The organism is Bacillus sp. FSL R5-0439 (assembly GCF_038008805.1).
Lineage (GTDB): Bacteria > Bacillota > Bacilli > Bacillales > Bacillaceae > Bacillus > Bacillus safensis.
Map to the genome: position 1 here is coordinate 2492614 of NZ_JBBOZW010000001.1, position 26355 is coordinate 2518968.

At 36.2% G+C, this 26355-nt stretch carries 31 protein-coding genes and 2 tRNA genes; 6 read left to right on the forward strand and 27 right to left on the reverse strand.

Annotated elements, in window-relative coordinates:
* Positions 1 to 9: 9 nt before the first annotated feature.
* Positions 10 to 159 carry a teichoic acid D-Ala incorporation-associated protein DltX gene (locus NST59_RS12800; RefSeq protein WP_024427820.1) on the reverse strand — a complete coding sequence of 50 codons (150 nt, stop codon included), beginning with the start codon at positions 157 to 159 and terminating at the stop codon, positions 10 to 12.
* A 333-nt stretch (positions 160 to 492) separates the two neighbouring features.
* Between NST59_RS12800 and NST59_RS12805 the strand changes: the two genes are divergently transcribed.
* Positions 493 to 888, forward strand: a complete 396-nt coding sequence (locus NST59_RS12805; RefSeq protein ID WP_064497852.1) for a VOC family protein — start codon at positions 493 to 495, stop codon at positions 886 to 888.
* A 230-nt stretch (positions 889 to 1118) separates the two neighbouring features.
* Here NST59_RS12805 and NST59_RS12810 read toward each other — a convergent pair whose 3' ends face one another.
* Positions 1119 to 1298 carry a hypothetical protein gene (locus NST59_RS12810; protein ID WP_151284512.1) on the reverse strand — a complete coding sequence of 60 codons (180 nt, stop codon included), beginning with the start codon at positions 1296 to 1298 and terminating at the stop codon, positions 1119 to 1121.
* 192 nt (positions 1299 to 1490) lie between these two features.
* Between NST59_RS12810 and NST59_RS12815 the strand changes: the two genes are divergently transcribed.
* The 3 genes from NST59_RS12815 (at position 1491) to NST59_RS12825 (ending at position 3690) form a co-directional block, all read left to right on the forward strand.
* Positions 1491 to 1679 (forward strand): hypothetical protein, encoded by a 189-nt coding sequence (locus NST59_RS12815; RefSeq protein ID WP_151284515.1) that lies wholly within the window; start codon positions 1491 to 1493, stop codon positions 1677 to 1679.
* Positions 1680 to 1773: 94 nt separating this feature from the next.
* A complete protein-coding gene (locus tag NST59_RS12820; protein ID WP_341040709.1) occupies positions 1774 to 3330 on the forward strand; it encodes a T7SS effector LXG polymorphic toxin in 1557 nt (518 codons plus the stop codon).
* A gap of 21 nt (positions 3331 to 3351) precedes the next feature.
* A complete protein-coding gene (locus NST59_RS12825; RefSeq protein ID WP_341040711.1) occupies positions 3352 to 3690 on the forward strand; it encodes a hypothetical protein in 339 nt (112 codons plus the stop codon).
* 196 nt (positions 3691 to 3886) lie between these two features.
* On the opposite strand, the gene NST59_RS12830 is transcribed toward NST59_RS12825, so the two are convergent.
* From NST59_RS12830 to NST59_RS19170, 8 genes are all read right to left on the reverse strand, one after another.
* Positions 3887 to 4246, reverse strand: a complete 360-nt coding sequence (locus NST59_RS12830; RefSeq protein ID WP_341040713.1) for an HNH endonuclease — start codon at positions 4244 to 4246, stop codon at positions 3887 to 3889.
* 90 nt (positions 4247 to 4336) lie between these two features.
* Positions 4337 to 4903: a hypothetical protein gene (locus tag NST59_RS12835; protein ID WP_125587593.1), complete on the reverse strand. Its 567-nt coding sequence runs from the start codon at positions 4901 to 4903 to the stop codon at positions 4337 to 4339.
* A gap of 155 nt (positions 4904 to 5058) precedes the next feature.
* The gene (locus tag NST59_RS12840; RefSeq protein ID WP_341040716.1) at positions 5059 to 5958 is read right to left on the reverse strand and encodes a hypothetical protein; all 900 of its coding nucleotides are present in this window, start codon (positions 5956 to 5958) and stop codon (positions 5059 to 5061) included.
* Positions 5959 to 6069: 111 nt separating this feature from the next.
* Positions 6070 to 6267, reverse strand: a complete 198-nt coding sequence (locus NST59_RS12845; protein WP_341040718.1) for a hypothetical protein — start codon at positions 6265 to 6267, stop codon at positions 6070 to 6072.
* Between the two features lie 45 nt (positions 6268 to 6312).
* Complete coding sequence (locus NST59_RS12850; RefSeq protein WP_341040720.1) at positions 6313 to 6780, reverse strand: hypothetical protein; 468 nt, start codon at positions 6778 to 6780, stop codon at positions 6313 to 6315.
* An 88-nt stretch (positions 6781 to 6868) separates the two neighbouring features.
* Entirely contained in the window at positions 6869 to 7207 is a 339-nt protein-coding gene (locus NST59_RS12855) for a hypothetical protein (RefSeq protein WP_125587590.1), read from the reverse strand.
* 17 nt (positions 7208 to 7224) lie between these two features.
* Positions 7225 to 8463, reverse strand: a complete 1239-nt coding sequence (locus NST59_RS12860) for a PIN-like domain-containing protein (RefSeq protein ID WP_125587589.1) — start codon at positions 8461 to 8463, stop codon at positions 7225 to 7227.
* A 361-nt stretch (positions 8464 to 8824) separates the two neighbouring features.
* Positions 8825 to 9034: a hypothetical protein gene (locus NST59_RS19170; protein ID WP_445285726.1), complete on the reverse strand. Its 210-nt coding sequence runs from the start codon at positions 9032 to 9034 to the stop codon at positions 8825 to 8827.
* 214 nt (positions 9035 to 9248) lie between these two features.
* Between NST59_RS19170 and NST59_RS12870 the strand changes: the two genes are divergently transcribed.
* Positions 9249 to 10229 carry an SDR family oxidoreductase gene (locus NST59_RS12870; RefSeq protein ID WP_058838314.1) on the forward strand — a complete coding sequence of 327 codons (981 nt, stop codon included), beginning with the start codon at positions 9249 to 9251 and terminating at the stop codon, positions 10227 to 10229.
* A 447-nt stretch (positions 10230 to 10676) separates the two neighbouring features.
* Here the strand turns inward: NST59_RS12870 and NST59_RS12875 are convergent.
* From NST59_RS12875 to NST59_RS12955, 17 genes are all read right to left on the reverse strand, one after another.
* Positions 10677 to 10750, reverse strand: a tRNA-Arg gene (locus NST59_RS12875).
* A gap of 250 nt (positions 10751 to 11000) precedes the next feature.
* Entirely contained in the window at positions 11001 to 12245 is a 1245-nt protein-coding gene (locus NST59_RS12880; RefSeq protein ID WP_047202623.1) for a hypothetical protein, read from the reverse strand.
* Positions 12246 to 12727: 482 nt separating this feature from the next.
* Entirely contained in the window at positions 12728 to 13369 is a 642-nt protein-coding gene (locus tag NST59_RS12885) for a hypothetical protein (RefSeq protein WP_047202625.1), read from the reverse strand.
* A gap of 23 nt (positions 13370 to 13392) precedes the next feature.
* Positions 13393 to 13935, reverse strand: a complete 543-nt coding sequence (locus NST59_RS12890; RefSeq protein ID WP_047202626.1) for a helix-turn-helix domain-containing protein — start codon at positions 13933 to 13935, stop codon at positions 13393 to 13395.
* Positions 13936 to 14585: 650 nt separating this feature from the next.
* The gene (locus tag NST59_RS12895; RefSeq protein ID WP_047202627.1) at positions 14586 to 15167 is read right to left on the reverse strand and encodes a recombinase family protein; all 582 of its coding nucleotides are present in this window, start codon (positions 15165 to 15167) and stop codon (positions 14586 to 14588) included.
* A gap of 231 nt (positions 15168 to 15398) precedes the next feature.
* Positions 15399 to 16112 carry a DUF4145 domain-containing protein gene (locus NST59_RS12900; protein ID WP_047202628.1) on the reverse strand — a complete coding sequence of 238 codons (714 nt, stop codon included), beginning with the start codon at positions 16110 to 16112 and terminating at the stop codon, positions 15399 to 15401.
* A 200-nt stretch (positions 16113 to 16312) separates the two neighbouring features.
* Positions 16313 to 17155 (reverse strand): tyrosine-type recombinase/integrase, encoded by an 843-nt coding sequence (locus tag NST59_RS12905; RefSeq protein ID WP_341040728.1) that lies wholly within the window; start codon positions 17153 to 17155, stop codon positions 16313 to 16315.
* Positions 17156 to 17505: 350 nt separating this feature from the next.
* A tRNA-Arg gene (locus tag NST59_RS12910) sits at positions 17506 to 17579 on the reverse strand.
* A gap of 120 nt (positions 17580 to 17699) precedes the next feature.
* Positions 17700 to 18224: a metallophosphoesterase gene (locus NST59_RS12915; protein WP_330545366.1), complete on the reverse strand. Its 525-nt coding sequence runs from the start codon at positions 18222 to 18224 to the stop codon at positions 17700 to 17702.
* A 14-nt stretch (positions 18225 to 18238) separates the two neighbouring features.
* Positions 18239 to 18841, reverse strand: coding sequence for an XTP/dITP diphosphatase (locus NST59_RS12920; protein WP_162860205.1), 603 nt, complete (start codon positions 18839 to 18841; stop codon positions 18239 to 18241).
* Between the two features lie 10 nt (positions 18842 to 18851).
* Positions 18852 to 19580 carry a ribonuclease PH gene (gene rph, locus NST59_RS12925; RefSeq protein ID WP_126681502.1) on the reverse strand — a complete coding sequence of 243 codons (729 nt, stop codon included), beginning with the start codon at positions 19578 to 19580 and terminating at the stop codon, positions 18852 to 18854.
* A gap of 151 nt (positions 19581 to 19731) precedes the next feature.
* Positions 19732 to 20793, reverse strand: a complete 1062-nt coding sequence (locus NST59_RS12930; protein ID WP_341040729.1) for a GerMN domain-containing protein — start codon at positions 20791 to 20793, stop codon at positions 19732 to 19734.
* A gap of 101 nt (positions 20794 to 20894) precedes the next feature.
* The gene (gene racE / locus NST59_RS12935; RefSeq protein ID WP_099663515.1) at positions 20895 to 21713 is read right to left on the reverse strand and encodes a glutamate racemase; all 819 of its coding nucleotides are present in this window, start codon (positions 21711 to 21713) and stop codon (positions 20895 to 20897) included.
* A 7-nt stretch (positions 21714 to 21720) separates the two neighbouring features.
* Positions 21721 to 22161: a MarR family winged helix-turn-helix transcriptional regulator gene (locus NST59_RS12940; protein ID WP_024423206.1), complete on the reverse strand. Its 441-nt coding sequence runs from the start codon at positions 22159 to 22161 to the stop codon at positions 21721 to 21723.
* Positions 22162 to 22310: 149 nt separating this feature from the next.
* A complete protein-coding gene (gerE, locus tag NST59_RS12945; protein WP_003184172.1) occupies positions 22311 to 22535 on the reverse strand; it encodes a spore germination transcription factor GerE in 225 nt (74 codons plus the stop codon).
* Between the two features lie 206 nt (positions 22536 to 22741).
* Positions 22742 to 24058, reverse strand: a complete 1317-nt coding sequence (locus NST59_RS12950) for a CitMHS family transporter (RefSeq protein WP_268464407.1) — start codon at positions 24056 to 24058, stop codon at positions 22742 to 22744.
* A 153-nt stretch (positions 24059 to 24211) separates the two neighbouring features.
* Positions 24212 to 25072, reverse strand: a complete 861-nt coding sequence (locus NST59_RS12955) for a LysR family transcriptional regulator (protein WP_047202631.1) — start codon at positions 25070 to 25072, stop codon at positions 24212 to 24214.
* A gap of 135 nt (positions 25073 to 25207) precedes the next feature.
* Here NST59_RS12955 and NST59_RS12960 point away from each other — a divergent pair, with 135 nt between their 5' ends.
* Positions 25208 to 26338: a 2-methylaconitate cis-trans isomerase PrpF family protein gene (locus NST59_RS12960; RefSeq protein WP_341040732.1), complete on the forward strand. Its 1131-nt coding sequence runs from the start codon at positions 25208 to 25210 to the stop codon at positions 26336 to 26338.
* Positions 26339 to 26355: the final 17 nt, after the last annotated feature.

The window sequence follows — 26355 nt, forward strand, 5'->3', positions numbered from 1 at the left end:
AATCTCCAATTAAAAATCGTTGTAAATGAATGATCCCGTATTTGCTGTGTGGAATCCGTAAATAAAGAACAATAATAGCAAAATAAGTAAGTAAAAGCTTGTATATCCTATCCATTTTACAGACTTATTTTCTGATAGCTTTTTGAATAGCATATTGATAACCTCTTTTCTTTTGACACTTATAGAGACGCATGGATCATCAAAAGAGTTTCATATCAAACCATAAAATTTTTAAGAATTGCTAAAAAAATGTCGAACCTTGGAATGTCTCTTTTGAGCAAAGCTGTCTTATTGTAACAAAGATTTAATACATTTGAAATGAAATCCGAGCTTAAATTTGCCTTAAAATTGCTGAAAGCTGTTGATAAGCAGCATATTCTTCTTTAGATTTATTCATTAACTGCTAAACAATGAAATAGAGTTCCTTATTCATCTGAATTAAGTTACATTAAATCATATAATAATTAATCTTCTAAATGGAGGGCTCATCTATTGTCAAAAGGACTTATCCATCATATTGAACTAAATGTTTCGAATTTAAAGAATTCGATTATTTTTTGGGGGTGGTTTTTAGAGGAGTTAGGTTACGAGCCGTATCAAACCTGGGAAAGCGGTCGAAGTTGGAAATTGGGAGAAACTTATATCGTTTTCGTACAAACGGAGGAACGATTTATGGACATACCCTATCATAGACGCAGGGCAGGTCTAAACCACCTGGCTTTTCATGCCAGTTCCCGGCAGCAAGTAGTTGATATGACTGAAAAGTTAAAAAGCATGGGGGTTACAATTCTTTATACCGATACACACCCCTTCGCAGGCGGCGATAAACATTACGCAGTTTATTTCGAAGATCCTGATAGAATGAAAGTTGAATTGGTGGCACCTTGATTTTAGTTTGACTAGAGAAATAAAAGAACCCATGATTTCATGGGTTTCTCGTCATTGCATGATAAGAAAATCCATCACAAGTCAAGCGGGTTCTCCGTTTTGATCTTATACACCTTACTTTTTTTAGTTGGAGAAAGAATATTCTCTCTTTTTTATATTTACCGCTTTACAATGCCTTTTTCATTAGGGAGGTTAATTTAAAAATGCCCTTCCAATGGAGGGCGGTGCTATTAACTATTTTCTTTTGAGTATTTCTTAATCAATGCTTCGCTAATTCTGCTTACAATATAGATCGCAACCGCTAAAATCAGCATCAACGGAAACATGCGTAAACGATTATCTGCAACATATACAATGATCCCCACTATGATAGCCACTACGATTGCCGTTAAAAGATGCTTCACCGCCATCTCACCCCTTTGTATAAATCATATACATTTTATTACACAAAAGGTTTAATTGAAATGATTTCCGTAAAATCAGTAAGTTTCATTTGTCTGCTCTTAAAGTAGATTGCTATCCCCCTTATGTTGTTCGCACAATACCCATATGTTAAAATCAACTAAAATATCTATTTAATGGATCAACCAGGAGGTCATTAAGTGTCACAGCAAAGCACGCCATCCAAAATGTTATTAATTACTTTACCCGCCTCTATTATTGCCCTTGTGATGATCTTAGGGAAAATTGATACACCTGTAACAAATGTTTTATTTTATTTTGTGGCTTTCAGTGTGATGGGTTTAGTTGTTTCAAGCTTAGTAAAAGACTACAGAAAAAAGAAAAATTAACTCCTCATCTTGGGAGCTGTCGTTTATGCAGCTCCCTTTCTTTATGTGGACGCTTAATTGCTTAGAGTACTAACAGAAAGTAAAGGAGAACGGAATGAAAACCCTTGATGTCTTTGAGTTGAAGAATGAAATTGACCAAACGCTGAACAAGTTGAAGCAGCAATCACATAATGTGAAGTCCCTAGAAAAACAAATCAATCAAATCATCTCCTTAGATGGCGAATTAAAGGGAGAAGCTGGACAAGCGATAAAAGATTTTTATACGGAGTGTCACATTCCCTTTTTGCAATTCTTTCAGATCGTCATTGAAGAATACAGCGGTGCGCTAAAAAAGACAAAACAAGCACTTCATGCTTTTGAATCAAACCCGAATGGTTTTATCTCTCAATCATTCATTGAACAAGAGCTTGACCAAGGGTTAAAAAAAGCCGAACGAACCATTTCTGATATTGTATCCGATGTGAATCAAGCGCTCAGCAGGGTCAGCCATATTGCGCATTTGCCTCATGTAGATGAATCTGCTTTTCAACAAAGCTATCAAAAAGCCTGGCTTGAGACGTCCAAAACCATCGGACTACTTCATGCATTTGACAGAGAACAAACAAGTGCTCTAAATGAAACAAAAAGTTCCCTTCACACAATGAAACAATATTTGGACACCTTAAGCACGATGTTCACTAGCCCGAAAATTGAAATTACCAGTTATCAAAAGGGCTCTATTTTCAAAGATGGAAAAGAAGAAAAAATCAGCAGCAACATCAGCGAATTGAATGAAAAAATAGACAACCCTAAAGAAAACCCAATGATGATCATGCTGAACAAGCTGAATGATAAAGAGCAATCGAATGTGGATACTCTTCTGAAGAAGAAACCGTCTAATAAAATCAATCAAAACGCCGTGTTCGTAAATGGAAAAGTATATAATACAAATGAAAAGATTGACTTCGCAAATGCCAAAACAGTTGAAGTTATTCGAGATGGAATGCTATATCGGTTACGAATATCGGATCAAAACAAAGTAAATATTGAAAGCATCACAAAGATTTCTGATGTGAAAACGGGTGAACAAACCTCAAACATCTTAAATACAGCGGTTGAATTTACAGGAATAAATGATGCCATTCGAGTCATCACAGGGAGAGACCCTGTAACAGGAGACAAAGTCGCTGACATGGACCGTCTAGTATCAAGCTTGTACATGATACCCGGAGCTAAAATCACTAAAGTTGGAAAATACGTATTTAAAATAATGAAAGGAGAGAAAGTAGCCAAGAAGATTGTCAAAACACCTTCCTTCGGCAAACACTCCGTACCAAAAGGTCCATATCGTGAAGTAAATGGTTTCCCGGCAAAAATAAAACCAGGAGCTCAAGAGAAACATATTCCTGATGCACCTAACTATAAACAGGAGATAGCTAATGGTAAAACAAAGAGTATCTTCTTTGGAGATAATAAAAAAGCACAAAAATTGCTAGATAAACATGCAGGTACTGGTGATATGTTAAAAACAAAAAATAAAGAAAGAGTGGATTTTGGTCAAGTCATAGGAAAGCATTACAATACAGAGACCAATAAGTATGAAGAGACTACAAGAGGTATTATACATTATAGTAAAAACGGCGCTCACATCGTGCCTTCACAACCATCCTAAATATGAGAAAAGAGGATTGACATGGAACCTGATTCTTTATTTAAAACATTATCAAAATACAAAAATAGAGACCTTACATTGGAATATGAAAATGGATTAAGGCTAATCGGTAGAACTGATACATTTTTTGAAACTGATAACGGTCTAGAAGATGATGACATCAATTATAAAGAATATTACGCTACAGTATTTCAAGTAAATAAGATTTTATCTCCTCCCCTTAATAATGAAAAAGACAGTTTATATACTTGGTTAATTGAGGGAAACACTTTGTTTGAGATTTCTCTTTATGAAGATACACCACGTGCAGTTTATATGGCAGACGGTCAAAAAATATGGGAATTGGCCAGTGATGAATAACTAAGAAAAGCCCCTCCATGTCGGAAGGGCTTTTCTTTTACTTCTGCTTTATTTCAACATATTTTAGTAGGATGTGTACTCAGCTTTACACCCTGGACATACAAGAAGATGTCGTTTAATGCCACGTCCGATTTTCATAATCCTAGAACAGAACTTGATTATAAAGATAGTTCCACATTGATCACATGTGCATTTTTTATAATCCATTTCCAAATCCTCCATCTTCTTTAGCTGTCTTCCTACCGTAACAGGATACACATAGCAGCTGCCAGTTAGAAGAATCCCAGAATAATTTTTTATCTCCCTTATGTGGTTTGAAGTGATCCACTACTGTATCAGCAATCCGTTTGCCTTGTAACATACAAGACTGACACAAAGGATGCTTTGCTAGATCACCTTCACGCGCTTTACGCCATCGGCTGTTATACCCACGGCGTGACGATGATTCACGGAACAGATCATATAAAGGCTTTGATGTCCTATGCTGCTGGCAATATCCTTCGCACGTTAGTTGAGGACATCCAAGTTCATTACACGGCTTTAATGATTTTTTCATTCATGTTCTTTATCCCCTATATAAAATAAAAAGCCTCTCTTAAAAGAGAGGCTAAAGATAAACGTTTTATAGCATAATAATATATCTAACTTAATTTGAATTTAAATCTTTTGCCTTTTTAGTATATATCGCTTTAACTTCCTTATCTGACAAAACTTTTCCATCTTGTATTTCTTGCTTAGTTCGACTCCATTCTGATTTTAGGATTACTTGCTGAAACATTATTATTTCTTTTTGATGTTTCATTGCAACATCTTTATCAAATTCGTCATTTTTTAATAATAACAAGAGAACATAATTGAATTCATTAATAAGTTTTTTCGCATATTCCTCTGTTGGATTGACCAGTAAACTGATATTAATTTGTAATCTCCTTATTGTTGCGATACTCTCACCGAAGTTGAAATCATCCTTCCATTCTTTCTCTTCTTGTGAATGTCTCAATAACGAATCCCATTTGACAATATGTAGAAATATCAAGTCATTAATTTCCACAAAATTATCTCTCATTTTATTAACCCATTCAATTCTTTGACTACTTATAGTGTCCACAATAGACGTCCTTCTTGCATTTTTTACTTGAATCACAATTGTTATAATACCAGTAACAACAGAAACAATACCTGCAATAATTGCAGCGGTTATAACTTCATTCATTAAATCTCCCCCTTTTATTTTTACCGGTGAATTTCGAAATTTGTCAAACGAAAAACGACCTCTACAATGGAAGCCGCTCTCAATTTATCACCTAATACCATCATAACCGCACTCAGACAAAATGCTTTGCCAAAAGTGTGCCATTTTATTAAAACTTATATAATTGGCTTGAAACCATTACCTGTCCCTGTATATTCAACTTTCTTTATCGCTTCTAAGTCAACATATTCACCTTCTTCTTGTGTATCGTAATATGTAAAGTGTTTATATTTGATGAACACAGTAATTACTTGAGAATCTCGAGAAGAAAAGTTTCGATTGATTTCATTTAAAAAACTGATAATGTCTATTTTTTCCTGATTTTCGTATTTTTTTCTAACCCAGTATTTAAAATCATTAATTATTACTTTTTCTGGGATAATTCTAATGGATTCACCTTTAGCAATTTTTGTGTCTAAATCTGAAGTTTTCTTATTAAGTTTAATTAATAATTCGTCTAATTCTTCTCTGCTTATAGATTGCTCTTCCTTTTTAAATAATCCTTGTATTAATTCCTCGGTGCCATTTCTGTAATCTGAAACAGATTTTAATAATTCTTGTCTAAAATCAATTAATTCTTCTAATGTTTCTTTTAATTTCTGTATAGTATCTTGAGAAACTGATTGTGACTCAGCTAATTTCTCAGCAGTCTCTCTAATATCAACGATAGACTGCCTTTGACCAGCTACGTCTACTAAAGTCATTAAAATAGCTATAACCGCTAGTATTATAGAAATTCCTGTAGCCATAACATTAACTTGATTTCCGGCATCTTTATCGCTACCAAAAGCTAATACTAATGTAAATGTAATGATTAAGAGTGCAATAATAATATTGTATACAAAATGACCAATGCCTATTTTTTTATTTATCACCATAAATCCCCATTCTCTTTTTAAAGACATTATATAACTAGAATAGTTATTAATCCACACAATCCACCAATTAACCATATCTATTATTGTGTCTAACTCAGGGAATCGCTGAATCCTTTGCCCTTCTTGCTGTTCAGCCATTTTATTTAAAATGAGCTGGACATTTTCTCGTTATGGTGAGTTGATGAAAATAATCTCAAAAAAAGCCCACGTTTAATACCGAGGACTTTCAACTAACTCTATACACCTATTTCAATTTGATATAGTGCTTAGAATCCCATTCTCAAAATATAAATACTTATTCCCTTTATAAATCCACTGCTCCATAGTATGATCTGCTGTTTGAGTTTTGTTTATCTTTTCAGGCTTCCCCCATCCTTCAATTAATACTTCTTCTTTAGACATACCAACAGAAACACTTTGAGGACTATTAGTTCTCTCTTCTATCACAGTTGCTCTTTCTCTTATAGCAGAATACTTTTCTGCTTCTTCTACTTACTTAATATTTTCTTGAATTTGGTCATCTTTATCATTTTGCAAAGCATCTATGTGTTTTTTATTATTTTCTTGGGTTTGAAGAAAATCTAAATCTGCATGACTGTTTTTGTATTTTACTTTATCTAACATTGCATCAACATAAGTATAATCATCATAATTATCTAAACTCACTTTAGCACCTTTTAACTGTTCTAACTTTTTGTATGCGGAAGCTATAAAATAATAATCTTTTTTAAATTCATTTTCTAAATCCCTTGTCTTTTTAATAACATGATCATATTCTTTATTTTTAATAAAATTAATAATTTTTTTGTCTTCTTTAGTGAGGTCATGTTTCTTTTGAGTTATTTTTTCTTCTCTTGATGATTCTTTAAGTTTATCTCCATTGAACTTAGTAAGATTTTGATTAGAGCATCCGAATAAAGCAACTAAAAGTACGAATAAAACAAGAAGAAAATTTTTCATTGGAAACCTCCAACATATTATTTAAGTTCAAGTGACTAAATAACCCGATTTTTAGCATATCGTTAGAAAAAGCACCCCTGAGGATGCTTTATTTACTAAAAATAAGTCGATAAATCATTTCTTCATTGCGAATATCTTCTTTAAATTTTGACCTATCCAAAGAGTAAAGATACCATTTTTCATGACTATTAGAGGAATTAGCTAACTCCACTTTTATGATATCGGGAAAACTGTATGTATACTCTTCACCATTTTCTGGATTCTCCAAATGAATCAATAAAAGTACTCCTGTTCTAGTTACAAATAAATCATGACCAAGTATTTTATGCCATATACTCTCATCAAATCCTGGAATATCAGGTTCATAACTAATTTGAATCCTTTTAAAAATATTAAAACAACTAATCAAATTTTTATCAAATTTCATTTATATCCTCCTATTTTTTAAAAGAGCTCATTATAGACATAACGACTAAAACTATCAATATCCACTATAAGGCCCGACACATCATTTATTAATTTAATTTCAATATCGTTCATTAGAATTTCTAATATAATTTCAGTATATGGTCTACCAAATTTCTTTTTAAGTAGATTGAATAACTCATCGAAGTAAAGAGGTTTTTCATTAAAATAGTGCAGCTTATTTACTATGAATTTGCAAAATTTAATCATTAATTCACTCTTATCTTCTTCACTTAATTCATTCATTTTAAATGAAAAAGGGATTTTAAATTTTTCACCTTTCATATTATAAAAAATAGCATCTTCGTATTTCTCTTCAAACAACTTGGTTTTAAACGCTTCACTTACTTCTTTAACCTCTGAAACAGCTGATTGATCTAAACCACCCTTTATTTCTATAAATCCAATAGAGCTAAACATATAAAAATCTTTCTCTGATTTATTAGAGAATTCATTTAACAATTCTACTCTAGGACCAATAATTCTTCCTTTAGCTTCATACCACCAATCTTCTTTTTTTTCATCAGTTATGAAAATTATATTTGTGTTATTTTCGACAGCATAATCCAATACCTGTTTCCAAAGAATGAAGTCACCATACTTATTTTGTATCTGTACCCCATTATAATATTTAATACCTTTTTTATTTTTAACATCCTTATATCCAGGTGGTATTTCGTTATTAAATCTATTGTCAGCTTCTTTCATAATATCTATTAATTCTTCTTCAGAATAGGGGTCACCGACTCTATTACTATACAAATCAGTGATTTTTGATTTTATCGAATCACTTTGTAAAAGATCATCTTCTTCACTAATCTTTTTTAAATTATGTACCTTTACCTCAATTACTTTTTTAATCTCGTAAACTAAAGAATCTAAGTCATCTTTATGTCTTTTTTTAAAATTTGACAGATCTTTATTGAGTATGTCTCTAATTTTGTCAGGTATCTGTTGAAAAGCTGAACATACTTTTTCATTCGATCCTCTCTGTTCTAAAATAACTGATTTTCTATTGTAATGATATTCTAATCCTACGTGATGTGGCATCCATAAATTTTCTTTATATTTATCTAATAGTTCGAGAATTTGATCTGAAGTTTCCTTAGTGTATCTATATAAATTTAATAAAACGTTGGTATCAATAACAATTATTGACTCTTCCCAAATATTTTTATCTTCTTTATCAAAATAAAATTCGCGAAATTTCTCTTTCAATCTAATTCCTCCTATACAGATTTCATAATGATTATCGAACATAATTGCCTAATTTGAAGTAAATGCAAATTTTGTCGAACGAAACACCCTCTGCGATAAAAAAGTCTTTAAATTTATGACCTATTACAACAAGCCTATTCTCTTGGAATATGGGGTTTCCTGATAAAAAGTCGAATTTCATTTTTAAACTAATTACTGAAACATTTAAACATCCACCTGTCATGAGTACATGTGGGACTATAAACCGAAATTGTCCTTTGTCTTATCCGTTGTATCTTGTATAATCCCGATATATCGTAATCTAACGTCTGGTGTTGAATGATTGAATATTTCTTGCAACAAGGCAACGCCTTTGAATTTCTTATAGTGCCAATAACCAAATGTCTTTCTCAAAGTAAAGGTCGGAAACTTCAAAAGTTTCTTTACCAATAAGAGAAAGGGAAACCAATTCTGCGGCAATTAGCTTTACATATTTAAAGAGTGAAGTCTGACCACCTACTTTGAAAATCTCATGAACAAAATTGGGATACCTAATAAGACCTGTAAAATACTCTCCTTCTCCTTCATACATTTTTCAACTTCCGATAAATTTGTCTGCAACTTTTATTACTTCCCAACCTTGATTGCTGACACATGTACAAATACATGGAAATTCCAACCTACTCATAAAAGCTTACTAAAACCCTTCAAATAACTCCTTCACAAGTTTATTCATTATTAATACTTGGATTAGCAGTAAACAACATAGATATTAAAAGGGAATAAGTACATTTGGAGGGAATTCAATGACACAAGAATCTGATGAGCGTAAGTTGCAACAAATAAAACAAATGCAACAGATGTTTTTAGAGAAAATGAAAACTCAACCTTATCCCATGTACCCTAATTACGGAAAAATCACACGCTATGAAGAAATCCCAATTAATTTACCTGAACAACGTCAACTTCGTCATCCTGGTGTAGAAGGTTTAATGGTACCACTTCCAATTATTGAAAATACAAATTACAAAGGGAGTGGTAAGTTAGCGGGAAAAGTTGCTCTTATTACAGGAGGGGATAGTGGTATTGGTGCAGCCGTAGCCATTGCCTTCGCAAAGGAAAGTGCTGACGTTGCGATTGCATACTTAGATGAACACGAAGATGCTAATAGAACAAAAGCAAGAATCGAAGAACTCGGGCAACGTTGTTTATTGATGCCAGGAGACTTGCGAGATAAAAGGCAATGTATCACCATTGTAGAGAAAACAGTAAAAACCTTTGGGCGTCTAGACGTTCTATGTAACCACGTTGGTATCCAATTTCAACAACCCAGCCTTCTTGACATTACAGACGAACAATTCGATGACACCTTTAAAGTCAACATATACTCACATTTTTACACAACCAGAGCAGCGCTTCCTTACTTAAAACCAGGCAGTTCTATTATCGGCACTTCTTCAGTCGTAACGTATGTAGGTGAGCAACAAATGATTGATTATACAGCCACAAAAGGTGCAATTGTTGGTTGGACACGTGCTTTGGCTAAAAATGTTGTAAAACAAGGAATTCGTGTAAACGCCGTTGCTCCAGGTCGAATCTGGACGCCACTCATTGCAGCAAGCTTCTCGTCAGACCAAGTGGCTGTATATGGAGCATTTAATCCAATGGAACGAGTTGCCCATCCATTTGAACTCGCACCAACATTTGTTTATCTAGCTTCTGATGATTCACGTTTTGTTACAGGTCAAGTGCTGCATGTTGACGGTGGGGAATCCACACATTCCTAATATAAGGAGGTCATTAGATTGAGATATGAATTTAATCCAGAAGTAGAGTTATTACTTGTGAATCATTCAATGAAAAAAGTTACTATGGTTTATATGGAAGATTCATGGCTAATGCCTAAAATTGGACGTAGACCGCCTTATTATTGCTACCCAAATTATGAACTGAACTATCCAATCATTTAAATAAATCACACTTATTCTGGAACGGTTATGGCATACAAAAATGGATACAACTATGTCAATTTACGCCCATGTCATCGAAGAAGCTGATCAGAAATCAGCCACCCATTTTGATAGCTTCTTTGATACAAAAACAGGGCAGGGAAATACTTAAAAATAAATCCGCTCCAAAACTCTATTTTGAAGCGAGTTACGAATTTATGTTCCAAAGAACAAAAAAAGCCTGAAATCCTTTATAGTAAAGGGTTTCAGGCTTTTTTCTTGTTACGTCCCAGGAGAGATTCGAACTCCCGACCGACGGCTTAGAAGGCCGTTGCTCTATCCTGCTGAGCTACTGGGACGTAATACTGTTCCTTATCAGCCAAACAACAGGCATATCAAAGGTTAACACAGATTATATTTTCACTGTCAGTCTACAATGTATTAATAGTAGGGATTAGTACAGTTCCCTAACAAAGTTCTATTACCTTATATAAACAGAGTAGCTTAACTGAGGTCATAATATCAAGTGTTTTTTTGTTACCATAAATAGTCCTGTTGTTATAAAGATTAAAAGCTATATTTTTATACTTTGTCATTCTACCATTAAATTCATGATTTAATTAACAGGTTTTTTTTATAATACTCCCTTAAGCAATAACCTACATATTCCCTCAAATTAATAAGTGGTACACCAATTACATCTTTACAACCACTTTTACTGTTAACATCTAACTGGGGTACTACATACCCACCAAACTCCTCATCCTCAATTAACAGTCCTGTATGAAGATATTTAGATCTCAAATTATAATAGTAATTTAAGTCACTTGCTAAATGTTCACCTAGATGCTCTTTTACTAAATCTCTTACTCTTCTTGCAATCTGATACTTTGGCTGTCCACATGCACTACAAATTTCCTTCTCAGCTCCAATTAATGTTACTACTTCAAGAGCTGACATATACAAAGTTGTTGCTAGCTCAACATGAGACTCTCCCATTTTTGATGCTATTTTTAAGTTATTTTTTCTCTTTTCAATTTCATCAGGGTAGCTATCACCATCAATTAAAAGTGCATTAGAAAACTCTTGTTCATCATATTTTCTTGCCGAATGAAAATGGTGACAAGCTTTCAAGAAGATTTCAATATCTTTACTATCCTGGATATCAGGATTAATTATTTGATTAAGAAATTCTTTTCCCTCTTTTGATAAAACAATACACTCTTCCTTAATAGGCATACCATCAATAAACTCATCATCTTGGTAAATCTCATTTTTAAGAATTGTTTTCTCTTGATCCACTGTTGAGGATTCACCTCTCCAATACACACCATTTGTCTCTAATGAGAGAAAATCCATTATTTGCTTTATTTTCTTAGATGAAGTTCCCTTTACTTGTTTCTCATCATATGCCTTTGTAAGAAAGCTTAGATGTGTACTCTCCTTAGATATAATTTCTGTTTTAAAAAATTCAGTTTCATAAGAAGCTATTGGATAGTAGGATTCAATTGGTATTGAACATCTAAAATAATTAAAATCCCCTTGATTAGACTTTGCCAACCTTACAACATTCTTTAACCTGTTCCAAAGTTCTGATTTTTTTGGTATTTCATTTCTGTCTTTCCCTAATTCAAAGTAAAGGTTATTAATTGTGCCCTTTTGTTTATATGAAATGCTTACACTTAATTCTCCCATATCACCTATTCTCATATACCCAAAAAAGATTCTATTATTCTGTTTCACTGGTGTGTAATACCAACCACATTTTCCAAACTCTTTTTCCATTTCAGCCCAAAGTGACTTTAAAAAATCATTAGACTCATCAATATTAGAGATTCCAATATTTATTTCCATAATCAAACTCCATTTTTGTTTATTTAAAATAAGAAATAACAATAAAACCTGCAGCTATAATTGTTGCAATTCCAACAACAGCCTTTCCCATCCTATTGAATAAATAGTAATATCTTTAGTTGATTCAGGGATATCATCATAAAATAGAGATTCCATTGAAAAGTTTGTAATTGTTCTACCTTGCAAATTAATGGTTACTTTAAAGTCCTCTTTTCTATCCCCAATGCCAGTTGAATTTCTAATCAATACCTCCAATTCAATTCTAACAAATCATCCTTATATAAATTTAATGGTTTAATCTTAAATTGTGATTAATACATCTTTTTCTCCATGAAACTTTGTTAATTATTGTATATTCATTATAACATCTACATTTTTAATTAAAGAGAAAAATAGGGAAAAAGCTCAAATTTTATTAGTTTCAAAGATGAGCTAAATCCCTTTTTAAAATTACATTGATATCACCAATTTATTTTTTGGGTTTAAATTAACCCTTGACTCTTTAAGTCTCTTATAAAAGGCATTATGTCTTGCCTTAAATGCTCTAGCTTGTTAATTTCTAATCCCATCTGACTTAAATGAACTCTCTTTCCTGATGGAGTATTAAAGAACCTATCTGCTGTAGAAACTAATTTCCTATCAGTCATGATACTCTTTACCATTGCAAAAGAACCATTGATACTCATCATAATTTCTTTTAACTCTGCTATGTCTGCCTCTATTGATTTAGGGCTTGTCTCAGCAATGAAAACATATTTTATATTATTAAATATCTGCCTAGCCTGAACATACTTATCAAAGAAAGTTTCTACTAGTTTACTCAGTTCCTGATTAGACTTGTTAGCCATTGCTACAGAAGATGCCTCCTCTAATGTAATCTCTTGAGTTAGCTCTGTAATTGTAATGATTGCTTTTTTGACAGTTTCTTTATCAGTGGTAGTTGTTTTTGCCTCCTCAGCCTCAGTCAATCTATCTTTTAATGAATTTATATATTCATTATCCTTCTTCTTCTGATCCTCTAGCTCCTCTAAATATGTCTCTATTGCCTGCCTTGAAGTTTTTAGCTCATCAAGTTTAGCAGCCATATTCTTTTTTACAATTTGTTTATTAATCTCTGTTCTCATTTTAAATTCCCCCAAATAATTTATTAGTCAATTTCAATTGCATCTAATTCCTGATACTCCCTAGTAAGCTCATCTTCTCCTGAGTACACCTCATAATCCAAATAACAGTTGATTGGATGATAAAGATAAAATTCCTGACCATCTTTTTTCCTTAGCTTTATAGCCTCCAAGAGCTTTTTATTTAGATAAACATTGCTTAACAAAAACTTATGAACTACAACACCTACTTGCTGTCTTGAAAGCCCTACTAGAATTCCAATGCTCTCCTGTGAAATCCAAGCATAACCATCCTTATCAGTATGAGATGCAATAACAAGTAATACTTTTAATGCTGATGGGTGAAGTTTAGACAGTCCTCCTTGAGCAATAAAATCTTTATCTAATGACAGATAAACTTTTTTATCAATTTCATCAGTAGCAAAATTGTAAGATTCTTTTACTGACAGATGAACAAAAGGCTCTTGTTCTATATCAGTATTAGAAAGCCTTTCACTCAGCAGAGTCTTTCCTTGCTGAATGGTATCTCTAGAAATATGTTTTGAGTTTTTTTCATTCACTGCATTCATTTACTTACCTCCTATTAATATTGTTGTTATTCATATTGATACAAAGTTGTATGGAATAGTTGTACTATCCATCCTTTACAACCTTTTAAATCTTTCTCTGCTTTCATGTCTTTCAGTTCTTTAGTGTTAAGTAGACATTCCCCCCTTAAAATGTTAGACAGTTAGAATTGATTGACTGCCCATAACTATAATTAGATGAGAAATGGAAACTGTGACATAAGATACTCCTTTCCCTCCAAACTTTATTTAGATGATTAAATTTTGCTGTGACAGGCTATACAATTTCTTACTAAACAACCTGCTCACAAAACTATCATTAGAAATCCAATGCAGAACTGTGACAGAGTGATAAATATGGGGAATCCCTTTTCATTTATGGAGTAGGTAAACAAGAGGAATGTTAGGGGAATGCCTTACCTAGAGAGAAAATTGAAATTATTGACTATGGCAATTTACAGGAGTGAATAAGCTGGTCTTGGATTTTATATAAAGTAGGAATGTTGTTATATCAATGTTTCTAACCATGCAACATCCAAGAAATGCAGAGTATCTCAATTCATAAAAATATTTAAAGTTTGTATTTTCCACAGATCAGGGAGAAAGACCACTTAAAAAAAGAAAAAAAATAAGAGCAATCACATTGGATGCCCTTAAATAATTCCCTTCTCTTTTGCTATATTGTATAGGGATGCTCTACTAATTTTAGTTATCTCACATATTTCTTTTACAGTCTTTCCATTTGTTGCTCTGTTTGCAAAAAGCTCTAAAGCATGGACTAGAGCAGGATTTTTATCTGTGTATTTCTTAGGCTTACCCTTGTACTTACCTTGAGTCTTAGCTACTGCAATGCCTTCTCTTTGTCTCTCAAGTATCATTTCTCTCTCCCACTCAGCTACAGAGAGCAGTAAATTCCTCAGGAGCTTTGAGGTAGCTGTACCATCAAACAATCCCATATTTAGTACATTGAGCTTTATTCCCTTTTCTGCTAATTCATCTATAAGCTGTATGCCTTCCTTAACATTCCTAGCTATCCTATCTAACTTTGTTATTACAAGGATATCTCCAACATCTAGAATACTCAGGAGAGATTGTAAGCCATCCCTTTTAGTATTTATACCTGTAGCTTTATCTTTGAAAATCTCAGATACTCCAGCCTCTTTTAAAGCCTGTATCTGTGCCTCAAGACTTTGCTCTGCTGTTGAAACTCTTGCATAGCCATACTGTTTAGCCATATATGTATCCTCCTGATGTATGCAGATAATTAAATAGAAATTTAAAATAGACACTAGAAACTCAGTATAATCCAGAGTAGTCATTTTGTCTAATTAAGGTAGAGTCTAAATAGACACTAGTTTTCAAAAGGGGGGTACAGGGGGGACTAGGGGGTAGTGGAGAGGGAGAGAAGGCTCTCAAAAATCCCTATAATAAAAAAAGGAGCTGATTACTCAGACTCCTTATAGTAGCTACCTTCTTGGTTCTGACATTTCTAACCTGTATTTCTGAGTTGTTAATTCCATATCTATATATTTGCAAGTAAGATCTATTAGCATTTTTAAATCTTGAACATCTTTTTCATGCCATTTTCTCTCATAGTGTGTCTCATCATTACCTAGCCATGCAGCTCTTTCTGTAAGAAAGACAATATTGGGGGAAGGAATATATTCCTTAATGCATGGCACCAGAAATTTCTTCTTGATATCCTCTTCATTTGATGGATTTAACTTTATGGCATAGTCCTTTACTAAGAATTCAATTGCTTTCCTGTAACCTACTCCACAAATTAAATCTAAGCCTTCCTTTTCTGCATGCTTAGCCTGATTATAAATTGTAACAAAATTAGGTGACAACTCTGCTATAGTTTCTGCAAAATTTTCATCAAATTTAGCTGATGGGTACAATTTTATAAGTTCATAATATGGCCTATCACCTTGATAGCCAAGATGTTCATATTCTGCAAAAAATAATGAATTACACTCTGGTCTTGGGCAACCACATAAAACTTCTTCCAATTTTTCATGATCACTAATCCATTTTTCATGCACTAAGATGAAATGAGGGGAAATGTGAAAATTGCATACAGGGCAAAGGTTAGGATAAGGTTCCATACCTCTCATAAATTTTTTAATATCTTCTGCTGATTGAATGAAATATAATTTTTCATCAAAATTAATTGGCATAAGTCACCTCTGCTAAAGTTGTTTATTTAAATTATATTACATATATTAGTAATTGAAAAAATCTTTTTAAAATAATATTGAGATTACTAGCATTACTATCCAGACATGTAAGCAAAATAAAGAGGCAGAGTATCCAGCTCTGTCTTTTCTGTATGATAACAAAGAAATCCCCCTGCTAAAACAGCAGGAGGAAATGCCTTTTATAAAAAATCCCTCAGATTATCAGCAACCTCCTCAACATCTAAATCTAGATACTGAGTGGTAACTGCTAAATTAGAATGCCCTAGAGCCTTAGAGATTAATGCAAGATTAGCCCCTTTATCCAATAAGCTCTTTGCATATCCCCTTCTAAGAGCATGAGGATTAATGTTATTCAACCCATACCTTTTAGAATATTTATGGAGCTGCTTAGATATGGCATTATTAGTTGACTTTGTATCTAATGATGTCCCTTTGTAGCTTATAAACAGATAAGAGTTTTTCTGTCCATAATACTCTCTTATCTTGTTATTCTGCATAATTAGAATTTTCATCAGATGCAATAGCTCATCATCAAGAGGTAACTTTAATAACTTGTGGTTTTTTAGTATTGTGCCATCCATACATAATAGCTTTTTTTCAAAATCAATATGCTTTTCTTGGAGCTGTCCTAATGTATTTATCCTAACTCCTGTTCTATACAGAGTCAAAACTGCCACAGCATCCCTCAAGCCTATAAAGGTACTTAAGTCTAACAAAGAGAGTAAAACCATTACATCATCTTTCTTAGCACCTTTCTTGACCTGTTTATCAACTTTAATATTAATGCCATGCCAAAACTTTGATTGTACCCATCCATTATTAAAACACTTGCCTAGAATAGCCTTGAGACATTTAAGCCTAGTCAGTTTAGTCTGATTGGATACATCCATTGAATTAAGCCATGAATATATAGCATCTGTTGTTACTTCCTCAAGGTATTTTACATTTGTGGCTTTCCTAAACTGTGCCATATAGTTTAAATAGTCAGTAATAGTTCTTTCTCTGTAACCACTAACTTTCATTTGCTGAGTAATGATTTCAATAACACTGTCTAAATCTCTGCCTTCTTCCTTTACAGCTACTGTTGTATTAGCTAAGGATATGCCTGAGGACTTAGACTTCCCAGAAAGCTTAGTCTCTGCTCCTTATCCAATGCCCTGCTTAAACAGGTTAATATCTGCTCCTACATCAAAAATACCTTTTTTCTTTGTCATGCTAACTCCTCCAGTAAAATAAACTTGGAGGCAATAGAAAATTGCAGGAATATTGTAGGGATAAAAAAAGAGATGCTCCCACAGTGTTCTAATCTGTGTTAGCATCCCTTATCTGCCCAAAACCTGTCATATCAAGGCTTGAGACTGTAAAACTGTAGCGTCCCAGGAGAGATTCGAACTCCCGACCGACGGCTTAGAAGGCCGTTGCTCTATCCTGCTGAGCTACTGGGACATGTTGTTATGTAGTGTGCTGTGGTGTATTACCTCAGCGACAAGATTTATTATATTACTATTGTTCTTTAAAGTCAACGGTTTTTCGAAAGTTTTTTCATAAGGGGCAAATGCTGCACCCTTATGAAATACCTTCCAATGTGACAGTGTTTTCGAGGTCTTGTATGACCTGACCTTCGTCTGTGAAAAACTGTACGTTTGCTTCGCTTCCTTCTAGTGTCAGTATAGCATAGCTGCGCTCTTTTCGCACTCTTGGCAGGTGCACGCTGCCTGGGTTAATGAGGAGTTTTCCTCTTAGCAGTTCACTGCCCGGGATGTGCGAGTGGCCAAAGCAGATAATGTCTGCGCCTAGCTCTTCTGCACGGTAGTAGACTTGAAGTAAGGATTGTTTGATGCCATGCAGATGTCCGTGAGTGAGAAATAGTTTTCCGCCTCCATCGAGTGGGAGCAGGAGCTCTTCTTCAAAATCGCCCATAAAGTCACAATTTCCTTTGACGACTTTGTATCCTTCGAGTGCTGGGTGGTTCGTTTCGAGTTCTGAATCTCCGCAGTGGATCATCATGTCGACTTCAGCCGCATGCCGTTTGGCAATGGTTTGAAGTTCGTCTGTGAGTCCATGACTGTCACTAATGATGAGTATCTTCATGGCTTCATTCCCCCTTATTCATTTGCGTCTAGCAGTGATGAAAGCTTTTGAAGCGCGACCGCTCGATGGCTGATCTTGTTTTTCTCCTCTGGTGATAACTCGGCCATCGTCTGGTCTTTGTCTTTAACGATGAAAATCGGGTCGTATCCGAAGCCATTTTCGCCGATTGGCTTTTCTGCGATGAAGCCTTCTACTGATCCTTCTACCGTCTTTGTTTCTTTTCCCGGTATGCTGACAGCAAGGGCACATCTGAATCTAGCTGTGCGGTCTTCTTTTTCAATGCCTTGAAGTTCGCTCAGCACTTTTTCCACATTCTCCGCATCATCTTTATGCTCACCTGCGTATCTCGCTGAATACACGCCAGGTTTCCCGCCTAGATAATCAATGGACAGACCTGAATCGTCTGCAATGACCATTTCACCTGCTTTGGCTTGAATGGCCTCCGCTTTGATGATGGCATTTTCTTCGAAGGTTTGTCCTGTTTCTTCAATCTCTTCAGTAAAGCCAATGTCTGCTAGTGTTTTGACCGTGAATCCTTTTGGCTCAAGAATGGCTTTGAATTCTTTCGCTTTGCCCGCATTGTGCGTTGCAATGATGGCTGTTTTCATCCTGATCAAACCCTTCTCTTTATTCGCTGACTTCTCCTGTTACAGCTTTTTGCTTTTCGATTAATTCTTTGATGCCCTTTTCGGCTAAATCAAGCAGTCCGTTTAGCTGTTCTCTTGAGAATGTCGCTTCTTCACCTGTTCCTTGAAGTTCAACAAAGCGGCCAGCGCCTGTCATGATCACATTCATATCTACTTCAGCAGAAGAATCTTCTTCATAGTTTAAATCTAACAGAAGACCTTGCTGAGAATCAATTCCGACGGATATTGCCGCTAAATAATCAGTAATCGGGTTTTCTTTGATGACTCCTTCAGCTCGCAGTTTTTGAATCGCGAGTGTCATGGCAACAAAAGCACCTGTGATGGATGCTGTGCGTGTACCGCCGTCTGCTTGAATGACATCACAATCAATCCAAATGGTGCGTTCTCCAAGCTTTTCTAAATCAACGACTGCACGGAGTGCTCGTCCAATTAAACGCTGAATCTCCATCGTACGTCCTGTGACTTTTCCTTTAGATGATTCTCTTATCGTTCTTTGTGCGGTTGCTCTTGGAAGCATGCTATATTCTGCTGTAATCCAGCCTTTTCCTTCTCCTCTTAAAAAAGGAGGTACGCGGTCTTCGATCGATGCGTTACAAATCACCTTCGTATTTCCCGCTGAGATTAAGACAGAGCCTTCTGGGTGCGTGATGTAGCCTGCCTCTATTTCAATTTTTCTCAATTCGTCATATTGTCTTTCATCTAATCTCATGTTTTACCTCCGTTACGATATACATTCCGCGCGTATGCCAGCGGGGTTCTCCTACTAACTTTGACAACCTCGGCTTGTTCTAACCGCTCGGAATAAAAAAGAGGCAGCGAATATGCATGCCTCTTTTTCTCTATTATATCAATGTGTGACGTTAAAAACTACCTGTATTCACTTGTTCTGGTCGTGAAACTGGCTTTGTGAGCACTGCTCCTTTTTCGTTCACAAGCTCAGCCTTGCCGTTCACCTTAACAGATACGCTTTTGACGTCCGGCAGCTCGGTTAATGTGAGCACAATGCTATTAAGAACTTTTTGTGAAATCACCTTTTTCTTTTCATTCGCACTGCCAAAAATAGATTCGTTGAAATCAAGTGTCACATGTCCATCTTTTACTTTTGGAACATCATTCAGCTTCACATCTTGGTCAAAGTCTGTAAGCAGATGGCTTTTTTTGCTTGGCCCAGAAACGAGCTCATCAATCGCTGCTGTAATCGGATCATTCTCGTCTTTTGGTGCTCTTGTGGTGACCGGAACGTAGTAGGTCTGTTCATCAGATTCAGCTAAATAGTAGACAGTTACAGGCTTTGTTGAAGTCATATCAGCGGCAGCCTCGTGCTGGATATTAATCCCGTCTTCTCTGCTTAAATCATCTGAGATAGGTGTACCGTTCACAGGCATTTCTTTTAGTTCATGTCCATTCATCTTCAATTTGACTTTGGCTATGGAATCAAACTGTGTTAACGTCCAAGTAACAGATTGCAGGATTCGCTGTTCGTCTTCTTTTTTATAGTTTTTAAATTCATTTGAAAAATCCACTATCGCCGTTCCATCTTTAATATCGACAGATACGCTCGTGTCCGCAGGTAACACTGCTCTGAATCCGTTCGGCATTAAGTTAGAAATAGGTCCCCCGTCCACGAGATATTCAAGGGTTTGTTTGGCACTTCCTTCATTTTTCGGCAGCGGAATGGATTGAGATACGACATACCCGTTTTTATCAATTAAATATAATTCTCTCATGACTGTATCAGCCTGCTTCTCTTCTTTTCCTTCTTTGGCTGTTTGTTTGTCTTCTTTATTTTCTTTCACATATGTGACGTTTTGTGGTGGATCAATCTCTGTTTTCGCTTGGTCTGTTTGAAACAATCCGCATCCTGACAAAAGCATGGCTGACGCGATACACGTAACAGCTGCTGTAGATCCTTTTTTCAGCATACTTCACCCTCCTCTAGTAGTTTGTACTACTATGTATACGAGCTCCCTCGGAGGATTAGACCCTTTTCATAAAAAAATAACCCGCTTCAAATAGAAGCGGGTTATTGCTGGTAGATGTGTTCAAGTGACACGGTTTCGACCTTTCCTGGCAGGTAGCCAAACCAGTCACGAGCGATGTTTTGGAAATTTTGCTGCTGTCCTGTTGTGTAAAATGTATGGACAGGTGCTTCTTTAGAGGTATTTAACAGCCCTTTATATGAAAGAATCGTACTCGCTTCTCTCGCTGTCTCATCCCCTGATGAAATGATGTTTACTTCACTGCCCATAAAGCGCTGAATCGGCTCTTTTAAAATCGGATAGTGTGTGCAGCCCAGAATAAGTGTATCAATCCCTGTTTCTTTCATTGGTTCAAGGGAGTCTTTCACCACTGCCTCTGCTGTCTGATCTAAAAACGTACCGCTTTCCACAAATGGGACAAGGAGCGGACACGCCAGGCTTTGAACCGTTAGACCTGCTTTTAGTGACAGCAGCGCTTCTTTGTATGCCTCGCTTTTGATCGTATTGACTGTGCCAATAACGCCAATGTGCTGATTGTTTGTCACCTTGATCGCTGTACGGGCGCCGGGCTGAATGACACCAATGACCGGAATATCAAGCGTTGCTTTGATTTCGTCCAGTGCAATCGCCGTTGCTGTGTTGCACGCAATGACGAGCATTTTAATATGGTGATGTTTTAATAAGTAGTGCGCCATTTCCCATGTATATTGAAGAACCTCTTCTTCTTTACGAGGGCCATATGGACATCGTTTTGTATCGCCTACATAAATGATGTTTTCTTTTGGCAGTTGTCTCATGATTTCCTTTGCAACGGTTAAACCGCCGACGCCGGAATCAATGACGCCGATTGGTTGATCCAACAAAATCGCCTCATTTTCTTTTCATTTGCTGCTGTAGTTTCGTTAAGGATTGGTTGAAAACGATGGCTTCTTCTTCTGAGAAAGCCCCTAGAAGTTCACTGACGTATTCTTGGCGTTTAGCAATCACTTCTTGAATGATCCTCTCGCCTTCAGGCAATAAATGAATGCGAACCACGCGGCGGTCAGATGGATCTTTCACCCGTTCGACAAGTTCACTTTTTTCCATTCTATCAATTAAATCAGTGGTTGTGCTGCAAGCCAAATACATCTTTTGTGACAGCTCACCTATTGTCATATCTCCGAATTCATAGAGCCACTGAAGCCCGATGAATTGTGGAGGTGTAATTGTATATTGATTCAGGATTTCTCTGCCTTTTTGCTTAATAATTGCAGCAATGTGGCGCAATGATTTTTCAATCTCTGCAACATGGCCAGACTCATTCGTTTCCATTTTATTGATACCTCACTATAGCATCTCACTTTGATTAAAACGTACATGTCTATTTTCCTCGTTTTTCAAAGAAAATGCAAGAAGAGACTCATGGAAACCATATAGAAATAACCGGTTCCTTCCCGATATGGAAGGAAAACCGGCTGACTTTAGAGCTCTAGCTCACCCATACGCAGAAGCTCGACTACGGCCTGTGAACGGCCTTTGACTCCTAGCTTTTGCATGGCATTCGAAATATGATTTCGAACAGTCTTTTCGCTAATAAAAAGCTCGCTTGCAATTTCTTTTGTTGTTTTATCTTGGACGAGCAATTCGAATACTTCTCTTTCTCTTTTGGTTAATAGCGGCTTGGATTGAAACTCTTTCTCCTTCAAGTATTGTAACCCTCCTTGCTAAGGTGAGAGCTCTAGTCTCTATAGAATGGGATTCTGTATAGTCGAGATATCATATGCCGGGTGCCTGAGGTAGGTGACGTTAAAATCAAGAAATCCCGCATATCAGCGTCCAATTTACTGCGCTTTCAGCCACGCAAAAAAGGACGAGTCTCCTCACCGAGACATCGTCCTTTTTTACGTGGTATTTAAAAGATTGTAATGGCGCCTGTTAACAATGCAATAAGTGTTGTAAAAAGGGCAGTTAACACGGTCCATAGGAGTGCGTATTTTTGCAAATCACCAATATCTTTGTTCAGCATACCAACAAGCAGCAGCGTTGAAGCCACAAGTGGGCTCAGTAAGTGGACAGGCTGTCCTATGATAGAAGCACGTGCAATCTCCACCGGATCAATCCCGTAAGCTGCGCCGGCTTCAGCCAAGATCGGCAGCACCCCAAAATAGTAAGCATCATTTGAAAGAATAAATGTAAATGGCATACTCGTCAAAGCAACAATCAGCGGGAAAAATGAGCTGTAGGAATCTGGAATCATGTAAATGACCAAATTGGCAATGGCCTCAACCATCTTTGTTCCTGAAAAGATCCCTGTGAAAATTCCTGCTGCAAATACAAGTGTGATAACCGTTAATGCATTTCCTGCATGCGATAAAATTCGCTCGCGCTGATCTTCAACCTTTGGATAGTTAATCATAAGGGCAATGACAAATCCAATTAAGAAAAGTACAGGAATTGGGATGATATCCAGGACTAGTGTGACCATGACAGCAATTGTAAGGAAGAAGTTAATCCAAATCAGATTCGGCCTTTTGATATCGGCTACTCCATCCTCAATTGACGCAGCCAATTCAGGAGAAATGGACGGCTCTTCTTTGTACTGAATCTCTGCAATCCCAATCCGTTTTCTTTCTTTTTTCCCAAGAATATAAGCAGTAAAAAGTATAAAAAGACCGCCTCCAACCATCGTTGGGAGTAATGGAATGAAAAATTCGCCTGCATCTAATCCAAGCGCCGCGATGGCACGAGTAGCTGGGCCGCCCCATGGCGTCATTCCGCTCATAATTCCTAATGATAATAATGAAATTGTTCCTAAGATTAATGGGTTCATCCCAATTCTTAAGAAAAGTGGCAGCATAGCTGATACGGTAATCATATACGTTGTTGTTCCGTCACCATCTAATGCAACAAGCATAGACAAAATTGCTACCCCAAAAGCAATTTTGACAGGATCACCTTTTACAATACGTAGAATGAGTTTAATCAGAGGATCAAACAATCCAGCATCCAGCATGACACCGAAGAATAAAATCGCAAATAACAATAAAGCAGCTGATGGTGCAACAGTTTTCAGTCCATCAAGCATCATGTCCCCTAATCCTTTGTTAAAGCCACCGATCAATGCAAATATGATAGGTACAACGGTTAGAGCCACCACCGGATGCATACGTTTAGTCATAATGAGAAATGTAAATGTCAAGACCATCAAGATCCCTAAAATAGCTAGCACTTTATATCCCTCCATCCTCTTCTTTACATGATCTGCAAGCGCCCCCTTGCACTTGCGATCTATATGTTAGCGCTTTCTATTTCAAGGATATAATAGCTTTTTTTATAATGAAAATATCGATTTTTTCGTATATTCAATAAATTCCTTTTATAATCAACCTTGCTGATTTCTTAAAAACTCAATGAACGCTTTCACAACAGACAAATGAAGTGAGTCTGGCTGGTACATGAGCCATGTATCTCTTAAAACAGGCTGTCCATCTTTATACGAAAGACCTTTTACAAATAACTCATCACTTGGTCTGAGGCAAATTTCTGGGACAATGGCATAGCCTAAACCATGCTTCACCATCTCTTTTGATGTATCCTGACGGTCTGTCTCCATCGTGACAAGCGGAGGCATTGTGAAAGTTTCCTGCCACCATCTGTTAATCAGCCGTTTCAATGAACTGTCTGTATGATAGTCAATGAGCGGCAGATTCGGGAGATCCCTTAGCTGGATTTCTGATTTTGAAATGATGCAAAGACGCTCTTTATCGAGCAAAAAGCGCTCTCCATTCCAGTCATAATCGCCCCTTAAAATCCCTAAATGCACACTTGATGTTCCTAATAAATCCATTACCTTTGTGCTCCAGCCTGTGTTGACCATAAATTGAACATGTGGATACTGCTTAGAAAATTCTTTTAATATTTCTGGCAGTTTATACTGGGCAAAGTTACTTGAGACCCCTAACCGGATCGTTCCTTTGACCTTTTTTTGCATATTGAGCATGCCATCTTTTGTTTGCTGCAACTGTTTGAGCATGTCATTTGCATATTTAGCCAAGTATTCGCCCTCTGATGTAAATTCAATTCCTCGTTTTCTTTTAAAGAAAAGCTTCATATCAAACTCCTCTTCAAGCTGTTTCAATCGATAGCTTAAGGCAGGCTGAGAAACAAATAATTTTTCTGCCGCTTTTGTGATGTTCTTTTCTTCATAAAGTACCTTTAAAAACCGCCAATCTTTTTCATCCATTGTTTGCCCTCCTTTTTTACTAATTATAAAATAATTTTATTGATTTATCTTAAAATAATGTATTTAACTTATTTCTTATTATACTTTACCATTTTGGTTAGATAAACAGTTTATTAAAAATTGAGGGTGAGAGTAATGAGAAAAGTTCCAATCACAATCATGCGAGGCGGTACAAGCAAAGGGGTATTCATTCACGCGAACAATGCACCATATGAACACGATGAGCTCGAAGCATTTCTATTAGACATTATGGGCAGCCCTGACCGGCTGCAGGTCGATGGAATCGGCGGCGGTAATTCTTTAACAAGCAAAGTGGCGATCATCGATAAAGCCACACGCCCGGATGTGGATGTGAACTATACATTTGCACAAGTCAGCATTAATGAGAGATATGTCGACTTTAAAGGAAACTGCGGGAACATCTCATCAGCCGTTGGGCCGTATGCGATCATTAAAGGACTTGTTCAAGCGGTTGAGCCCATTACGACTGTACGTATCCTCAATACCAATACAAATAAAGTCATTACGGCAGAGGTCGAGGTCGAAAATGGAGAAGTAAAATTTGAAGGACAGGCAGAAATTCCAGGCGTAAAAGGAACTGGTTCTCCCATTTATTTATCCTTTGAGAAACCTGAAGGCGCTGTCACAGGTAAAACCTTTCCAACTGGAAACAAAATTGATACGATTCAAACAAAGTTTGGGGAGATTTCAATCTCGATCGTTGACATTGCAAATCCAATTGCCTTTATTCGCGCGAAAGATATTCAATTAAAAGGAACTGAATTGCCTGAAGAGTTTACAGACGAATTACTGGATGATTTAGAAGAAATTCGTTCCCTTGCTGCTGAAATGTGTCATTTTGCACCAAAAGAAATGGCCACATTACAGTCTCCAGCTGTTCCTAAGCTTGCGCTCATCAGCGAGCCTACTGATTATGTAGATACAAATGGAATCTTGAGACGAGCAGAAGATATGGACATTATCGTTCGTATGCTATCGATGCAACGACCGCACCAAGCACTTGCCATTACCGGCTCTGTCTGCGTGACAGCCAGCTGTTTCTTAGATGAAACGCTTCCTTCTCAGCTGTTTCAAGGAAAAGATGACACCCTTCGTATTGGGCATCCTGCTGGTATTATGCAAACTGAAATTGACATCTCTGAAAACAGAGTCAAAGTTATTCGAACCGCAAGAGAAATTCTAGACGGAGTTGTCTTCACAAAACAAGACTATGTGATTCAGCCTCAGATTAAAAGAGAAGCTTAAAGCAGACGATGCTCTCG

What these genes read in the sequence shown, in the direction of transcription:
- NST59_RS12810 (WP_151284512.1), bottom strand. Translation starts at nt 1,298, where the DNA reads ATGGCGGTGAAGCATCTTTTAACGGCAATCGTAGTGGCTATCATAGTG.
- NST59_RS12820 (WP_341040709.1), top strand. Translation starts at nt 1,774, where the DNA reads ATGAAAACCCTTGATGTCTTTGAGTTGAAGAATGAAATTGACCAAACG.
- NST59_RS12825 (WP_341040711.1), top strand. Translation starts at nt 3,352, where the DNA reads ATGGAACCTGATTCTTTATTTAAAACATTATCAAAATACAAAAATAGA.
- NST59_RS12830 (WP_341040713.1), bottom strand. Translation starts at nt 4,246, where the DNA reads ATGAAAAAATCATTAAAGCCGTGTAATGAACTTGGATGTCCTCAACTA.
- NST59_RS12835 (WP_125587593.1), bottom strand. Translation starts at nt 4,903, where the DNA reads ATGAATGAAGTTATAACCGCTGCAATTATTGCAGGTATTGTTTCTGTT.
- NST59_RS12840 (WP_341040716.1), bottom strand. Translation starts at nt 5,958, where the DNA reads ATGGCTGAACAGCAAGAAGGGCAAAGGATTCAGCGATTCCCTGAGTTA.
- NST59_RS12850 (WP_341040720.1), bottom strand. Translation starts at nt 6,780, where the DNA reads ATGAAAAATTTTCTTCTTGTTTTATTCGTACTTTTAGTTGCTTTATTC.
- NST59_RS12855 (WP_125587590.1), bottom strand. Translation starts at nt 7,207, where the DNA reads ATGAAATTTGATAAAAATTTGATTAGTTGTTTTAATATTTTTAAAAGG.
- NST59_RS19170 (WP_445285726.1), bottom strand. Translation starts at nt 9,034, where the DNA reads ATGTATGAAGGAGAAGGAGAGTATTTTACAGGTCTTATTAGGTATCCC.
- NST59_RS12870 (WP_058838314.1), top strand. Translation starts at nt 9,249, where the DNA reads ATGACACAAGAATCTGATGAGCGTAAGTTGCAACAAATAAAACAAATG.
- NST59_RS12880 (WP_047202623.1), bottom strand. Translation starts at nt 12,245, where the DNA reads ATGGAAATAAATATTGGAATCTCTAATATTGATGAGTCTAATGATTTT.
- NST59_RS12885 (WP_047202625.1), bottom strand. Translation starts at nt 13,369, where the DNA reads ATGAGAACAGAGATTAATAAACAAATTGTAAAAAAGAATATGGCTGCT.
- NST59_RS12890 (WP_047202626.1), bottom strand. Translation starts at nt 13,935, where the DNA reads ATGAATGCAGTGAATGAAAAAAACTCAAAACATATTTCTAGAGATACC.
- NST59_RS12895 (WP_047202627.1), bottom strand. Translation starts at nt 15,167, where the DNA reads ATGGCTAAACAGTATGGCTATGCAAGAGTTTCAACAGCAGAGCAAAGT.
- NST59_RS12900 (WP_047202628.1), bottom strand. Translation starts at nt 16,112, where the DNA reads ATGCCAATTAATTTTGATGAAAAATTATATTTCATTCAATCAGCAGAA.
- NST59_RS12905 (WP_341040728.1), bottom strand. Translation starts at nt 17,155, where the DNA reads ATGAAAGTTAGTGGTTACAGAGAAAGAACTATTACTGACTATTTAAAC.
- NST59_RS12915 (WP_330545366.1), bottom strand. Translation starts at nt 18,224, where the DNA reads ATGAAGATACTCATCATTAGTGACAGTCATGGACTCACAGACGAACTT.
- rph (WP_126681502.1), bottom strand. Translation starts at nt 19,580, where the DNA reads ATGAGATTAGATGAAAGACAATATGACGAATTGAGAAAAATTGAAATA.
- NST59_RS12930 (WP_341040729.1), bottom strand. Translation starts at nt 20,793, where the DNA reads ATGCTGAAAAAAGGATCTACAGCAGCTGTTACGTGTATCGCGTCAGCC.
- NST59_RS12940 (WP_024423206.1), bottom strand. Translation starts at nt 22,161, where the DNA reads ATGGAAACGAATGAGTCTGGCCATGTTGCAGAGATTGAAAAATCATTG.
- NST59_RS12955 (WP_047202631.1), bottom strand. Translation starts at nt 25,072, where the DNA reads ATGGATGAAAAAGATTGGCGGTTTTTAAAGGTACTTTATGAAGAAAAG.
- NST59_RS12960 (WP_341040732.1), top strand. Translation starts at nt 25,208, where the DNA reads ATGAGAAAAGTTCCAATCACAATCATGCGAGGCGGTACAAGCAAAGGG.